This window comes from Candidatus Nitrosopumilus sp. (genome assembly GCF_040878665.1).
Lineage (GTDB): Archaea > Thermoproteota > Nitrososphaeria > Nitrososphaerales > Nitrosopumilaceae > Nitrosopumilus.
In genome coordinates, this window is sequence record NZ_JBBDLU010000002.1 from 31422 (window position 1) to 47368 (window position 15947).

The following is a 15947-nucleotide window of genomic DNA, read 5'->3' on the forward strand; positions in this document are numbered from 1 at the left end:
ATCTATGTTGCAGATACAAACAACAACAGAATTCAAAAATTTGATTCATCTGGTAACTTCATCTTAAAATTTGGACAACAAGGTAAGAATGATGGTCAATTCAAAGCACCAAGTGGAATAGCACTTGATTCTGCAGGAAACATCTATGTTGCAGATACAAACAACAACAGAATTCAAAAATTTGATTCATCTGGTACATACGTTTCGCAGTTTGGAAGATCTGGATCTGGAGATGGTCAGTTCCGTGTTCCTCAAGGAATATTTGTTGACAACTATAATCGAATATTGGTATCCGACACTGGCAATCATAGAATTCAGCAATTTGATATCTCTGGAAATTTTGTTCTAAGTTTTGGTTCATTTGGTACGGGTGCAGAGCAATTCAAGTATCCACAACAAATTACAATGGATGGATTGCGGGGATTTGTTGCAGATACAAACAACAATCGCATTTGGTCTTTTTATTTTCCTGAACCTCCTATCGCAGATGAACAGCGAGTATCTACTACAGAAGAAACGCCAATCTCAATTACACTTACGGCAACTGATGCAAACAATGACTCTTTGACATACTCTGTTGTATCATCCCCAATCCATGGGATACTAACTGGGACAGCACCGCTATTGACATACAGCCCAAATCCAGATTATTTTGGAACTGACTCGTTTACATTCAAGGCAAATGATGGAAGTCAGGACAGTAATGTGGCCACTATCCTCATTGACATAGGAAACATAAATGATCCCCCAACAAGTAACAGTCAAGCAGTTACAACAAATGAGGATACACAGTTGGCAATTACTGCTACAGCGTCAGATCCGGAGGGAGATGCACTTGAGTTTATTATGATCAACACAGTACAGCATGGAACAATTTCAGGTACGTTACCAAATGTGATCTATACGCCAGAATTAAATCATTATGGCTCTGACAGTTTTTTATTTAAAGTAAATGATGGTCTTGTGGACAGTATTACATCTACAATATCTATCACCATAAATCCAGTAAATGATCCTCCAATTGCATATGATGTTAATGCAACACTAAATGAAGATACTTCAATTTACACAAGCAGTATTCCTTACCAACAATCAGATGTAGAAAATGATTCACTGTCGTTGATTATTGTGTCATCCTTATCTCATGGTACTTTATCAGGTGATCTTACTGATTTAATCTATACGCCAGATCCGAATTATTATGGAATGGATTGTTTGACATTCAAGTTTAATGATGGTGAATTTGACAGTAATGTGGCTACTGGTTGTGCTATAATTCTTCCAGTAAATGATCCTCCTGTAGCAGATGCTCAATCCATACAAACAGATGAAGACATTCCAATTGACATTACGCTAACTGGCGCTGATGTAGAAAATGATTCTCTGACATATCAAATAGTTTCACAACCATCTCATGGCATTCTTTCAGGGGATGTACCAAATATTACATACACGCCAGATCAAAATGAACATGGACTTGATAGTTTTACTTTTCGAGTTTATGATGGAAGTGAGTATAGTACATCTAAAATAATCTCAATTACAATCAATCCAGTAAATGATTCACCAGTTGCACATTCTATGAATTTTACAACTGCTGAAGATACTCCGTTTGTAAATACAATTCCAGTTGCAGCAGATGACGAAGATTCACCGCTGACCTATATTCTTATCAGCCCACCGTCACACGGAACCCTTTCAGGGGATCCACCATTTATGACATATACTCCAGATTTGGATTATTTCGGTTCTGACAGTCTTCAATTTATGGTGAATGATGGAGAATTAGACAGTAATATTGCCACATTATACATGGCTATAGGTCCAGTAAATGATCAGCCTACAACATTTTTGCAATCACTTACAACAGACGAGGATATTCCACTTGATGTTATTTTACAAGCCTCAGATCCAGACAATGATTCATTAGAATATGAAATAGTTCATAACCCACCACACGGCTTGATTTCTGGCACTCTGCCAAACGTTACATATACGCCAAATCAAAATTACTATGGAACAGATAATTTTTCATTTAAGGTAAATGATGGTATTTCTGATAGTAATACATCAACCATATCAATTACAATCAATCCAATAAATGATGTACCAATTATACATGATGTTGACATAACTACACAAGAAGATACGCCATATCAAGGTATGAACGAATACTTGAAAATTTCATCAGATGTAGAAGATGATCCTCTGACATTTGTTTTACTGTCCCCACCAACTCATGGGGTTTTATCCGGAACAATTGGCAACCTTACGTATACTCCTACCACTAACTATTTTGGTTCAGACTGTGTTATGTTCAAGGCAAACGATGGTAAAATTGACAGTAATGTAGCATCTGCATGTATGACGATACAGTCAGTAAATGATCCTCCTGTAGCAGATGATCAACAAATCGCCATGGAATCAAACACTCTACAATCAATCACATTAACTGCAACAGATGTTGAAGATGATCCTCTTTCATATGTGATAGTTTCATCACCTGCACACGGGACTTTATTTGGACTTGCACCAGAAATAAAATATTTGCCAAATAGAAATTATATTGGTATTGACACATTTACATTCAAAGCTGATGACGGAAATGCTACTAGTGTATATGCCACAATATCGCTTACAATAAACCAATCAACAGAACAACAAACAGAACAACAAACAACCTCAACTGGAAATTCTAATAGTTTTACAATCCCAAGAATCTCAAAGGTCACTATCGATACAGAATCGGGAAATTCTCTTTTCTATGACTTTACAGGTTCGATAAATACACTAAGGGCAACAACTGGTGAAAAAATAACATTACAAGCAACGCTTGATGATGTAGAAGCCAGCAAAGGAATAATTCATTTTGGCATGTATACAAATATTCGAAAAACAACTTCTGACATCAAACACAGTAACGCATACGTTGTTTTTGATATTGGATCTCCGCTAAAAGTTGTAGATACAGATAAGATTTTCAAAGATATTCAACTTGATACCTCGTATCGTGATAAATCGATGATAGTAGATATAACATTTACATTTGATAAACCCATGAAGGAATCTGACATAATATTGGAGGTGTGGAATCAAGGCCGACATCCACGATATGAGACAATCCAATCATCTTTGATAGTGGAGTCATCTGATTATTCTGAATCTAACGTTTCTGGATCTGTAGTGATGGCTGAGACAAAGTTAACGGAACCGATAAGAGTGTTTTCTACTGCTGGGGGAAAAATCATTGAAGTGAAAAATAACGGAGTTTTAACTCTAAAAACTAAAGATGTTGGAATAAAAATTGACGGATTTATAGAAAATTCAGTACGTCGTGATAAAATTGATTTGATGATTTTGGGGCCTGATGACTCTGTTTACAAAACAAGTGGTTTTGTAAACCGTGATAACTCATATTCTGTCATAGGCAAGCTCAATACCAAATGGGCAAGTGGTTTTTATGACATTCTAGTTAGCTACAATGAAAAAGAAATAGAAAAAATCAGATTTTTTGTGACAGACAAGGAAATGCCAGATGGACAATATCCTGCAATTTTATCCCAACCTGAAAAAATTTCTGCTGTTTCTCAATATCTTAATGGTAACATGACAAAAGAGAAACTTAGTTTACATTTTCAAAATATTGGCTGGTCTGAATCTAGGATAAATGACTTTATTGCAAACAACAGCCTAGTACAAACAAATCCGTACACATTTTACATTCTGGCAGGGTTGATTCCATTACTGTATGTGCTAGTAAGTGTCTTGAGTACGAAAAAAACCTTGTAATCAAAATCTTATACTGGATATGCTGTATGGTTCAACAGTGACACTTGGATAGATTTTAAAAATAGAAAAAGCTTCATAATTCGGCAATATTCGTCATTTTTGAGGAAATCAGAGAGAACCCGTCGGAATAATCATCAGCACAAGTCTTCAATAGTTCAAGTAATTAACACTTTGACTTTAACCAGTAGATTCTTATCTAAAATTTTTAGGAAAAACCCATGGCCAAGATTAAACAAAATTCTCCAGTGTTATTCTTCTATAACAATTCCAAAAAATGGCTAACAAAAATCTCAAAAAAAGAATCTTTTCACACACATATTGGAGTAATAAAACACTCTGATGCTATTGGCAAGGAGTATGGTTCTAAATTAATCACTAACAAGGACAAGTATGTCTATCTTCTTGAACCAACAATGTATGACTATGTAATGAAAATTCAACATGGAACCCAAATCGTGTATCCAAAAGACATTGGTTATATCATTACAAGGGCTGGAATTGGTGATGGACAAAAAATTTTGGAAATTGGAACTGGCAGTGGTTCACTGACTTCCTTTATTGCAAGCATTGTAAAACCACGTGGACATGTTTACACTTTTGATGTTGATGAGAATTTTATGAAAATTGCTGAAAAGAATATTAGAAAAGCTGGTGTTTCAAAATATGTTACACAACATAATTTGGATTTAAAGATTGCAAAAAAAATGCCTCTGGAAGATATGGACGTAGCATTAATTGATTTGGGTGATCCGTGGGTTGTAATACCTCAAGTAAGACAAATGCTAAAAGGCAGTGGATGTGTCTTTGCTATTTGTCCTACCATGAACCAATTAGAAAAATTGACTATGGCATTAGTTGAAAACGAGTTTACTGATATTGAATCTACTGAACACATTATCCGAACCATAGAGGCTAGAGAAGGAAAAACTAGACATTCTTTCATGGGAATAGGACATACGACGTATCTATGTTTTGCAAGAAAGGCTTTTTTTGATAGAGATTCTAGAAAATCATCAGAAGAGCCAAAAACTGTTCCTGAAATAGATAAGAAAATACCAAAGATAAAAAAATCAACAACTACCAAAAAATCTGTCAAAAAAACTTCCTAAACCTTACTCGATCTTCAAAACAAGATTTATTCATCTATTTTTTAGAGTATATTGTATGGTAAGAAAAAACCTCACTTTGTCTATTGTTAAAAAATTCATTCCAGTACGCAAAGCCAAATCCCGAAAAGGCGATAATGGTATTGTCCTAGTCGTAGGTGGCAGCTACATTTACCATGGAGCTCCAATATTATCTTCCATTGCCGCATTGAAATGTGGTACTGATCTAGTATACACGTCTGTTCCAAAAATCAATGTTACTCCAACACGTGCCATCTCTCCAAATTTGATAGTGATACCTTTAGTTGATCAAAAATTAACTTTGGGGGCTGTGAATAAACTAATTGGTGCACTGCCACATAATTTACAATCTGCAACAATCGGAATGGGACTTGCAGTACAAGAAAAAAACTCTCTGTTACATTTTGTAAAGTCTTTACTTGATAGAGATGTGAGATTGTCTTTGGATGCAAGTGCTTTGATTCCTGATGTCCTTCCTCTTTTGGAAAACAAAAACGTGGTAGTGACTCCACATGCTGGAGAATTTAAGAGACTATTTGGTGAATCTCCTTCAAACTCAAAAAATGAACGAATTAAACTTGTAGAAAACAAAGCAAAGGAATTTGGAATTACTGTTTTACTAAAAGGCGCAATGGATGTGATTTCTAATGGAACTACTACGTATCTTTATGAGAAAAAAATACCTGCAATGACTGTTGGCGGAACTGGAGATGTTCTCTCTGGTTTGGTTGCAGGTTTATTGTCAAAGAATCGCAATGCCTTGGAATCTGCCGCTGCTGCAACATTCATCAACGGCTTGGCAGGTAAGGCAGCACAAAAGAAACTAGGATTACACATGACATCTATGGATCTTTTAAATGAAATTCCTAGCGTTATGAAACCATTTGATAAAATTGTATGACAAGCATGAATTCCATAAAATACATTGACGCAAATATGGGTAGTTTGATCTCCGATCTTCAATTATTGATTCGTCAACCCAGTGTCTCTGCAAAAAATGAAGGTATTGAAGAATGTGCCAAGTTAGTTCAAAAACTATTGAAAAAATCTGGAATAAAGTCCGAAGTCTTACGATTAAAGAAAAATATTGCACCTATTGTTTATGGTGAAATAAAATCCAAGCAAAACCCATCAAAAACTTTGATGTTTTACAATCATTATGATGTGCAACCTGCTGAGCCATTTGATTTGTGGGATGATCCTCCATTTAGTGGCATTAGAAAGGGAAACAAGATTTTTGGACGTGGTTCATCTGATGATAAAGGTGAGTTAATCACCCGCATCAAAGCTGTTGATGCATGCCTTAAGACAACTGGTGATGTACCATGTAACATCAAATTTGTAATTGAAGGCGAAGAAGAAATTGGTAGTACTCACATTGAAGATTATTTGAAAAAATACAAAAAGAAATTCTCTTGTGATGGCGTCATATGGGAATTCGGATATGTTGATTCTAAAAACAGACCTATCATTGGTCTAGGGATGAAAGGATTGCTCTTTGTCGAATTATCTGTCAAAGAATCCATCAGAGATGCTCATTCAAGCTTGGCAGTCTTGATAAAAAATCCTGCATGGAGATTAATCGATGCAATCAAAACACTAAGAGATTCTGATGGAAAAATTCTCATCAAAGATTGGTACAAAGAGGTTACTCCTTTATCAAGAGGTGATTTGAAAATAATTCAAAAAGAACCATTTGATGAAACTGTATTTAAAAAAGAATTTGGAATCAAATCTTTTGTAGGTAATAAAAAAGGAATGGCTGCAAAAAGAGCCCTGGTTGGAGATGCTACTTGTAATATCGCAGGATTTGTTTCTGGATATACTGGTGATGGCGCAAAAACTGTTCTTCCAGGGGAAGCATTGGTGAAAATTGATTTCCGATTAATTCCAAAAATGGATCCAAAAAAACAAGTGTCACGATTAAAATCTCATCTAAAATCAAAAGGTTTCTCTGATGTTAACATCAAGGTTTTTCATGGTGAAGCAGCTGCTAGAACAGACTCTTCAGATCCTTTTGTGTCTCATGTTAAGAATGCAGCAGACAAATCTTTTGGTAAATCTATTCTGAATGTTTCAAATGCTGGAACTGGTCCAATGCATCCTTTTGTTGAGATTCTAAAAGCTCCGTGTATTTCTATTGGAAGTACATACATGTTTTCTCGAATTCATTCTCCAAATGAATTCACCAGAATTGATTTGTTAAAGAAAACAACAAAGTGTATGTGTCTGATTATGGATAATTTTGGAACTTCCTAGTGTAGGCATCTTGGTAGTTTTTTGACAATCTGAGCTAGAGATATTCTTCCAGGACCGACTATCATAATTACTAGTGCTGATGAAAGTAAAATCAAATCAATCTCGACTCCCCCATTTCCAGTTATACTTTGTGCACCTTTGACTAGGAAAATTGCTCCTAACATGACAATGGAAATCATTGACGCTGATAATCTACTGAGAATTCCAATGATTATCAAAATTCCTGGAACTAATTCAGCTAACGCAATTGGAATTTGTAACTCTGCAGGAAGACCCATGTTTGGCAAATTATTAGCAAACCCAGGATCAAACTTTGATATTCCATGAAGTATAAAGATCACACCTAATGCTGATCTTAATCCAATAAACACAACGTCGTTTAGAGTCTTCTCTTTAATCTCAGCAGTAGTCAATGCAATACACTGCAATTTTCAGTATAATTATTTTGCTCATATGTTGCTCGTATAATGTAGAAAGCCCTTTATTATGCGGCAAAATTATTTGAATTATGTCAATGTATATGCCAGGAGCAACCGCTGTTGGGATTACTTTTGATGGTGGCATAGTTTTAGCTAGTGAAAAAAGGATCGCGTTTGGAAATTTTCTAGTAAGCAAATCTACAAAGAAAACATTTTCTATTACTCCTAAAGTTGGCGCAACTTGTGCTGGTCTTGTCGCAGACATGCAAATTCTTACTTTACAAATTGCAGCTCTTGCAAAAATTAGAAAAATGGATCTAAAAAGAGATGTACCACCAAACACTGTTGCTAAAATGATGTCAAATATGATGTATGAACGAAGATACTTTCCGTTATTAACACAAGTAATTGTCGGTGGTGTAGTTGACAAACCAATCATGTACACACTTGATCCTTTAGGTTCAGTACTACCTGATGAATATGCCGCAGTAGGAACAGGAGCTGAGATGGCTTTAGGTGTGTTAGATCCTCAATTCAAACCAAACATGTCTAAAGATGAAGCAATTGATTTAGCAAAACGCGCAGTTCGTTCAGCAGCACTGAGAGATTCAGCAAGTGGTGACGGATTAGATGTGCTTGTAATTACCAAAGACGGCACTGAAGAATTTACAGAATCTATCAAATAACATCCCTGTTAATTCTAGAAATTATATTTTAATCGTAAATTGTTTTACCTGTTTCCCAGAATCTATCTGATATGTAATGCATGTTTTTCAGAACTTCGCCTTTTTCCATATTTTCTAATTCTGTACTAGCAACTAGTGCTTTTCCAATTGCCAGAAATTTATGTTGAGATTCTTCAACTATGCATACAAGCTTGTCTTTTTCAAATTCTGTGAATGATTTTATTCCTGGTCTCATTAGATTTGCTCCTTTGCACATGAATTTGACTGCGCCCATGTCGACTGTAACTGATGGGAATCTCTTCAAAGTTTCGGTTTCTGATAAAAATGGAACATAGTCATCGTTGATTTTCAATATTTTTATTCCGTTACCTGTGATAATTTGTGCGTCATCTAAAATTTGATGTACTTTAACATTTTTTATTTTAGGAAATTCAATTCCCCATTTCTCTGAAACTGCTTTTAATAATGCTACAGTTTCGCTTTTTGAAATTAAATTAGATTTCAATTTCTTGCAATCTCTTGTCTGATGTCTAACAAATCTCTTAGAATTGAACTGGCAGTCTCCATGCCTCCTGCACCTTTTCCAATAATTGTTTGTGTGCCTGAATGCTCTGATGTAAATGCAATAGCGTTTAGAGTTCCATTGACACACAGAGGATCATTGTTTGACACTTCTTTTGGTTCAACTACAAGTTCCTTGTCACATGAAGCAATTAATTTTATTGCGCAATTGTTTTTAGATGCTTTTTTAATATCTTCCACTGTAACATTTCGTATTCCTACGCAATTGATATCTGGAAGTGTCACTTTCATATTCATTACCCAATTTGCAAGGATGACTAGTTTTGCTGCAGCATCTAAACCATCCAAGTCTAGCGATTCATCAGCCTCTACATACCCTTTATCTTTTGCGTCTTTTAATGCGTCATCAAACGATAATCCTGTTGCCATGTTTGTTAAAATATAATTTGTTGTACCGTTTAGTATTCCCGCAAACGATGTTATCCTTTCCCCCCTGAGACTGTTTTTAGCATAATCAAGAATTGGCGTCCCTCCGCCTACAGTACCACTAAATTTGAACATGACCTGATTGTATGTAGCAAGTTCCAATAACGATGGAAAAGCTAGGGCCAATGGTCCTTTGTTTACTGAAATTACATGCATGCCCTTTTTCATAGCCATAATGATGTGGGTCATCCCTGGTTCTGCATCTTTGTAATTACTAGCCGTCGTTTCAATGAGAACATCAGCTTCAATATTTTTGAGCATGTCTATTCCATCCATTGAATTTTTTGTATTTGCATAGTTTTTTACAGTGCCAAATTTTTTCTTTACTTCAACAAGTTTGTTAAAATCTAACCCTGATTGATCTACTGCACTTCCTTTACTGTCAAACACTCCTACCACTCTTGGTTTTAGTCCATATTTTGCATATAGATCATCTGCTCTAGAATCAAATAATTTAACTAAACTTTGTCCTACTACCCCAAAACCACATAATATTATTCTCAAATCATTTCGTTCCTTTCTGTTGTTTTATTGTGGCTCATTTTATTCCTCTTGATTTTCTTATCATTAATTGTGTTTTATTAATAATTTTTGAATATCGTTTCACAAAAATCACATTGATTTTATTTTATGACTAAATTCAGTCATCTGAGTCTTTTTCATGTTGCAGTGAGATGGAATTAATACAATATCTTTGGTTTGTGGGTTTTGGGCCATCATCAAATACGTGACCTAGGTGTGCCCCACATTTGTTACAATTAACTTCTGTGCGAACCATCCCGTAATCTGTATCTGAAACATATTCGATTTTATCTTCTGATATTGGCTTCCAAAAACTAGGCCAACCTGAACCTGAATCAAATTTTGTATCTGATGAAAAAAGTTCTTCCCCACAACAAGTACATTTGAAAATACCTTCAAGTTTGATGTTGTTATATTTTCCAGAAAATGGTGGCTCTGTTCCGTGATTTATGCAAATTTCATATTGATCTGGCGTAAGGCGTTCTTTCCATTCTTGTGGTGTTTTTATTATTTTTTCTGCCATGTTGTATTTTGTTTCTCCAGATATTAGAATATTGTTTACTTTTTAAGATTTTTTCTCTTTTCTTCTGTTCTTTTCTCAGATTCAAATCTTTCTAGGTCATATTCTTTCATATCTACATATTTCATAATTTTACTTAGATTTGGATGTACTTTGTTTATCTGTTTGAACATTTGTTGTGCGACTCTTCTATAATCAACATGACCTTGAGGCACTGTACGCAATTCTATTAAATGACATGCTTCTCTAAGATTGAATTTCATAAAATATGGATAATTGTATCCAAAGTTGACCACATACTGTGCTTGCTCTGGAAATTTCTTTCTCATATTTTCAAATGTTTCTTTAGTTTTGTTCATGCACTCTTTGTAATCTTTCTCTATGCCTAGAATTTTAATTTCATTTGGCATGTTATATCCATGATCAGTTGTAAGTAATTGTCTTTCTAATGTCAAGGCTCTGTGTCTATGAAAGTCTCTAAACATTCCAAAATTATTACACAAGTCAAACGTGTAATAGATATTTTCAAATGCTCTTGATGGCCTGTGTCGTCTGTTAGTTCTAATTTTTACAAATTCATTCATAATTTTCTTTTTGTTTTCTTTTGACATTTTTTTTACATATTTTAAAATGTCTTGATATGATGTACTTGGTGATTGCTCATACATTATACCAGTGATAATTTTATCAATGGCAGAGTTTTCTGGTTCGTAATCTACAAGTTTAGTAATTGTACCTTTTTTTGGATTTGGTTTAATCTCTCTTAGAGTTATTCTCCTAGATGTGTTTTTAATGTCCTTGAGATATTTTTGAAATGCTTTACCGTATTTGTCATCTGCTCTTCTAACAAATGACTTGATTGTTGTGTCGAGCTCTTTTTTGATTTTTGAGGCTAAATCTTGCTCTTCTTTTAGTTCTGATGAGCCTAAAATTGTTAAAAGATACTCGAATGCACGTCCATTTCCTGTAATTCCAACATTTGTTAATGTTGATGCTGGCAATAATCCTCTTAGAATATCTAGAGCTTTTGCTTTTGTTGAACCTTTGTAAATCATGTTTGCTGATTTTACATCTGTATCATTTTTTAATTTAGAAAATAATTTTTCTTTTCCATCAGTAGAATCTTTGAAACTGTATTTTTCAATTGGATATTTTTCTCTAACATAGTTTATCATCGGTTCAATATTTTTTGAATAAACATCAAATGAAAAATTACAACTTTCTTCATACATGTCTGCAAAACGAGATTTTGAAATCTCATCATCTCTGTAAAATCTGTATCTCCCATTTTCTTTTTTATTCCATGCAACATACCTTGATGATTTTTCTAAATAAGATAATCCTATTCGTCTGTCTTCAATTTTTTTTACTGCAATGTTTGACAATCCTTCTATTGCAATTTGCGCTTCTCCTAATTCTGCAACAGAATCATCTCCATATTCTAAAAGTACTCTATTGTAAAATTCCTCTCCTCTGTTCTTGTTTTTTAAAAACTCATCAAGAAAAATACGTCTCATGCTTTTGTCAGTTCTACTGTATCTTGACATCAATGCACCACGATCAACTTGTCTTGGAGTAATTATTGCAAATACATTTCCTTCTGTATTTGAAAAATGATCTGATAGAATTTTTCTTTCTTTATCTGAAAATTCTGGCAATACTAGTGTGCCTTTTCTCAATTATTAATAGTCTATTTCTTTTTTCCAATTTGAATTAGATCGGGACCTTTGTCTCTATTCTTGTCTTGACCTTTAGCTTGCCATCTTAACAAAACTTCTTTGAAAGATGCTGCATCTGCTTCATTTTCAGTATACATCAATGTCGTAACCCAAAAACCATTTTTGGCAGTTTTTCCTCCAACTGAATTCATCCAAAAATCACTTGGCAAATTCTCCATGGCTTTATTGTTTGGATCTTTTGTGGTTTCAGTCCATCTACTTGCTACAAAATTCAATATTTGTTCAAGTTCTTCTTTTTGAATCATGAGCCTGTTATTTCACCTCTAAATTTTAAAATTACTACAAAATACGGAATTTTAGTTTGTGAATTTAATCTTACTAAAACTAATAACATTACTTACACTTTGTCGGTTATACAAATCTCTTAACTATCTCACATGACACACGACGATATCGAAATTATCGGTAAAAACGTCAAAGACATGTACGGAACGTTCATGGGTAAAGTCGTAGGAACAATAACTGATATTGATGGCAGCATACAAACCGTTGGTATTGACTGCGGTTCTCAGGGATTACAGCAAATCCAATATGAGCAACTTGTAGTCCAAGGTGAAATTGTTATATTCATTCCAAAATGGCGACTTGACTCACAAAGACTCATTCGTGAAAAACAATTAACTCTACGTCGTCTAAAGGCATTGATTGATATTGTTTCAGAAAATGATGACATGAAAGCTGATGCAGAAATCATTCATGAAAAATACAAGTCAAAACTTACATCATTAGATGAAACAGAAAGTGAAATCAAAGCTATTCTTGAGACACGCTTAACAGAGTTAGATGAACAAATGAAGTCTGCAAAAATGTTATCATTTGATGCAAAAGTACAATACAAGAGCAACGAAATCTCTGAATCCACATTTGAGACTGTGAAATCATGCACAACTGAGGTAATTGAGCATGTAACTCACGAAACAGCAGAAATTGCAAATGTGAAAAGAAGAATTGCTGACCTTGAATCAGAAATGCACGAGGTAACTAACCCTTCAACACAAATCCAAGAATCTACCGCTACATCTCTGGAGACTACTGAGCAACAAATAGTTCAGACAATACTTCCAGAAGCCCCCACACAACCAATAGAGACACATTCAGAACCAATAGCAGCTGAGGCTCAATTCACGCCACGATACTCAACTGAATCTGAAGTCACATTTGCCTTTCCAGAACCACCCAAACAGGTGACACCAGTAACTTCCAAAGACGACAAAGACAATGATTGGCTTGCAAGAATGGAAGCACAATAATTTTTTTTAATTTATTTTTTTAACACTTAGAAAGATCTAAGTTCATACACTTTTTGATGCCTGAAATTTATTTCATAGGTCTTGGAAATCATGATACAAGTGTAAGGGAAAAGGCTAATTCTGATTTTGTATCGTTTTGGGATGAACAAGCAAAGAATCTCTCATGGTTTACTCCTTGGCAAAAAACCCTTGATTGGAAGCCTCCTTTTGCAAAATGGTTCCCTGGAGGCACGATTAATGCATCTTTTAACACTCTTGATGTACATCAGAGCACAAAAGCAAACAAACCTGCAATTCTATGGGAGGGCGAAAATGGCGATTCTAGAATTATTACATATGGTGAAATGTTTGTACAAGTAAAAAAATTCTCAAATGTACTAAAATCACTTGGAGTAAAAAAAGGTGATCGAATTACAATTTATCTGCCAATGATTCCTGAACTGACAATTACAATGCTTGCATGTGCTAGAATTGGTGCTGTTCACACTGTAGTGTTTTCCGGTTTCAGTGCATTATCTGTCAAGGATAGAATTGATGACTCAAAATCTAAAATAATCATAACTGCTGATGGCGGTTATAGAAGGGGAAACGTAGTCAAACTCAAAGAAGTGGTAGATGATGCAATTCAAGATCTTGATTTTGTTGAACATGTTGTGGTTGTTAAAAGAACAAAAAATGAAATTCAAATGTTTCCAAAAGATCAGTTTTGGGATGATTTAATGAATGATGTTTCTGATGTGTCTGATGCTGAAAAATTAGACAGTACTCACCCGCTCTACATTTTGTATACTTCTGGAACTACTGGAAAACCAAAAGGTGTGTTGCATGGAACAGGTGGGTATCTCACTCATTTGTATTCTACTTTCAAATGGGCTTTTGATATCAAAGATTCTGATATCTTTTTTTGTACCGCAGATATTGGTTGGGTAACAGGTCATAGTTATGTTGTCTATGCACCATTACTTCATGGTGCAACCCAAGTGATGTATGAAGGCGCCCCTGATTATCCAAATGCAACAAGAATGTGGGATATTTTACAAAAATACAAAATTACAATTTTCTATACAACTCCTACTGCTCTTAGAATGTTTATGAGATTTGGTGATGATGTTCCTAACTCATTTGATCTCTCGTCATTGAGATTACTTGGTACCGTAGGTGAGCCAATAAATCCTGAAGTTTGGAAGTGGTATTTCAAAACTATTGGAAAAGAAAAATGTCCTATCATTGATACTTGGTGGCAAACTGAAACCGGGGGAATGTTGATTTCTCCTCTTCCTGGCTTGGAGACAATTGCACTAAAACCCGGCTCTGGAACGCATGCTATTCCAGGCGTGAATCTTGATGTAGTTGATGAAAATGGGACAAGTGTTTCAGCAAATACTAAAGGATATCTTGTAATCAAAAACCCTTGGCCTGGAATGCTTTTGACATTGTGGGGTGATGATGAAAAATACAAAGAAGTTTACTGGTCAAAATATGCGAATTGTTACTATCCAGGGGATTATGCACTAAAAGATGATGATGGGTATGTCTGGTTATTGGGACGAGCAGATGATGTTCTAAAAATTGCAGGTCATCGTATTGGAACTGCTGAGCTTGAGAGTTGTATTGTTTCGCATAGTGATGTTGCTGAATCTGCAGCATGTGGAATTCCTGATGAAATCAAAGGTGAAGTAATAATCGCATTTGTTGTTTTAAAACATGGTGTGGTAACTGATTCTAATGTTTTAGAAAAAGAAATTTCTGATAAAATAAGATCTGATATAGGTGCGATTGCAATTCCCAAACAAATCTATTTTGTTTCAAAACTTCCAAAGACAAGGAGTGGAAAAATAATGCGTAGATTACTAAAGGCTATTGCCAGTAATGAAAAAATTGGTGATGTTAGTACTCTGGAAGATGGTACGGCTGTCACTGAAGTACAAAATGTATATGATGAACTTCAAAAATCTATCAAAGAAATTTCTAAATGATTATTTTTTTATCTCATCAAAATTAATATTTGATAGCATCTCAAACATTTTTTTTAATCCGTCGTATTCTGATTTTGAATTTTCATCTAACTGATCATATTCTTTTTCTTTAATTTCCTCTAGTTTTGAATTGGATTCTTTGAAAAAATTTTTATATTCTTTTATTTTTTCATCAGTTAATTCTGACAAATCAAAAATCACTGTGTTGCTTCCTAGTACATTATCTTTGTCGTCATACAAGCTTGTTGCCTGCAATAGCCCTGAAAATGTTTCACCGTCTTGTTTTTTGAATGTAATTTTTCTATCTGTTACTTTACCTGTGTCAAACCATATTTTCAGTGAGTCATTCATGTCTTTCCAGGCGTCTTTTGGTACATGTTCGAAGATTGATTTGCCTATAATCTCTGATTTGGCATAGCCTAATTTTGCGGCATACGTTGAATTACAGTCTAAAATTATGCCTATTGAGTTGATTCTTCTCCACATGACTGGTGCGTCTTTGAGTGTTTTTCTTGCTTCTGTTTGAGACATTTTTTGAAATTAGTTTGACTAGTTATTAAACTGAAATATTTTCAAAACCGCTGGTTGGGTTGGAAAATTTACATTAATTTTTTCAGACTTTTTACTTTAATGAAATACTGCATTCTAAAGA

14 protein-coding genes are annotated in these 15947 nt (G+C 34.6%); 7 read left to right on the forward strand and 7 right to left on the reverse strand.

The features are described 5' to 3' along the window. The 4 genes from WDZ98_RS01390 to WDZ98_RS01405 all read left to right on the forward strand — a co-directional run. Positions 1-3789, forward strand: a 3789-nt coding sequence (locus WDZ98_RS01390) for an Ig-like domain-containing protein (protein WP_368058316.1), incomplete at its 5' end; no start/stop codon positions are given. A 218-nt stretch (positions 3790-4007) separates the two neighbouring features. Then, positions 4008-4898 (forward strand): tRNA (adenine-N1)-methyltransferase, encoded by an 891-nt coding sequence (locus WDZ98_RS01395; protein ID WP_368058314.1) that lies wholly within the window; start codon positions 4008-4010, stop codon positions 4896-4898. Between the two features lie 55 nt (positions 4899-4953). Next, positions 4954-5817 carry an NAD(P)H-hydrate dehydratase gene (locus WDZ98_RS01400; RefSeq protein WP_368058312.1) on the forward strand — a complete coding sequence of 288 codons (864 nt, stop codon included), beginning with the start codon at positions 4954-4956 and terminating at the stop codon, positions 5815-5817. Positions 5818-5822: 5 nt separating this feature from the next. Beyond that, the gene (locus tag WDZ98_RS01405) at positions 5823-7175 is read left to right on the forward strand and encodes a M20/M25/M40 family metallo-hydrolase (RefSeq protein WP_368058310.1); all 1353 of its coding nucleotides are present in this window, start codon (positions 5823-5825) and stop codon (positions 7173-7175) included. Here the strand turns inward: WDZ98_RS01405 and WDZ98_RS01410 are convergent. Further along, positions 7172-7588, reverse strand: a complete 417-nt coding sequence (locus WDZ98_RS01410) for a DoxX family protein (RefSeq protein WP_368058308.1) — start codon at positions 7586-7588, stop codon at positions 7172-7174. The genes WDZ98_RS01405 and WDZ98_RS01410 overlap by 4 nt on opposite strands. Positions 7589-7683: 95 nt before the next feature. On the opposite strand from WDZ98_RS01410, the gene WDZ98_RS01415 reads away from it, so the two are divergent. Next, positions 7684-8280 (forward strand): proteasome subunit beta, encoded by a 597-nt coding sequence (locus WDZ98_RS01415; RefSeq protein WP_368058306.1) that lies wholly within the window; start codon positions 7684-7686, stop codon positions 8278-8280. A gap of 28 nt (positions 8281-8308) precedes the next feature. On the opposite strand, the gene WDZ98_RS01420 is transcribed toward WDZ98_RS01415, so the two are convergent. From WDZ98_RS01420 to WDZ98_RS01440, 5 genes are all read right to left on the reverse strand, one after another. Next, the gene (locus tag WDZ98_RS01420) at positions 8309-8785 is read right to left on the reverse strand and encodes a PUA domain-containing protein (RefSeq protein WP_368058304.1); all 477 of its coding nucleotides are present in this window, start codon (positions 8783-8785) and stop codon (positions 8309-8311) included. After that, positions 8782-9792: a homoserine dehydrogenase gene (locus tag WDZ98_RS01425; protein ID WP_368058302.1), complete on the reverse strand. Its 1011-nt coding sequence runs from the start codon at positions 9790-9792 to the stop codon at positions 8782-8784. The genes WDZ98_RS01420 and WDZ98_RS01425 overlap by 4 nt, the downstream gene beginning before the upstream one ends. A gap of 136 nt (positions 9793-9928) precedes the next feature. Continuing rightward, positions 9929-10333, reverse strand: coding sequence for a peptide-methionine (R)-S-oxide reductase MsrB (msrB, locus tag WDZ98_RS01430; RefSeq protein WP_368058300.1), 405 nt, complete (start codon positions 10331-10333; stop codon positions 9929-9931). Between the two features lie 35 nt (positions 10334-10368). Beyond that, positions 10369-11988 carry an FAD-dependent thymidylate synthase gene (locus tag WDZ98_RS01435; protein WP_368058298.1) on the reverse strand — a complete coding sequence of 540 codons (1620 nt, stop codon included), beginning with the start codon at positions 11986-11988 and terminating at the stop codon, positions 10369-10371. A gap of 32 nt (positions 11989-12020) precedes the next feature. Next, complete coding sequence (locus WDZ98_RS01440; RefSeq protein ID WP_368058296.1) at positions 12021-12314, reverse strand: hypothetical protein; 294 nt, start codon at positions 12312-12314, stop codon at positions 12021-12023. A 132-nt stretch (positions 12315-12446) separates the two neighbouring features. On the opposite strand from WDZ98_RS01440, the gene WDZ98_RS01445 reads away from it, so the two are divergent. Beyond that, the gene (locus WDZ98_RS01445; protein ID WP_368058294.1) at positions 12447-13319 is read left to right on the forward strand and encodes a CdvA-like protein; all 873 of its coding nucleotides are present in this window, start codon (positions 12447-12449) and stop codon (positions 13317-13319) included. Positions 13320-13375: 56 nt separating this feature from the next. Further along, positions 13376-15295 (forward strand): acetate--CoA ligase, encoded by a 1920-nt coding sequence (gene acs, locus WDZ98_RS01450; protein ID WP_368058292.1) that lies wholly within the window; start codon positions 13376-13378, stop codon positions 15293-15295. Here the strand turns inward: acs and WDZ98_RS01455 are convergent, their stop codons facing one another. After that, positions 15296-15826: a PAS domain S-box protein gene (locus tag WDZ98_RS01455; protein WP_368058290.1), complete on the reverse strand. Its 531-nt coding sequence runs from the start codon at positions 15824-15826 to the stop codon at positions 15296-15298. Between the last annotated feature and the right edge of the window lie 121 nt (positions 15827-15947).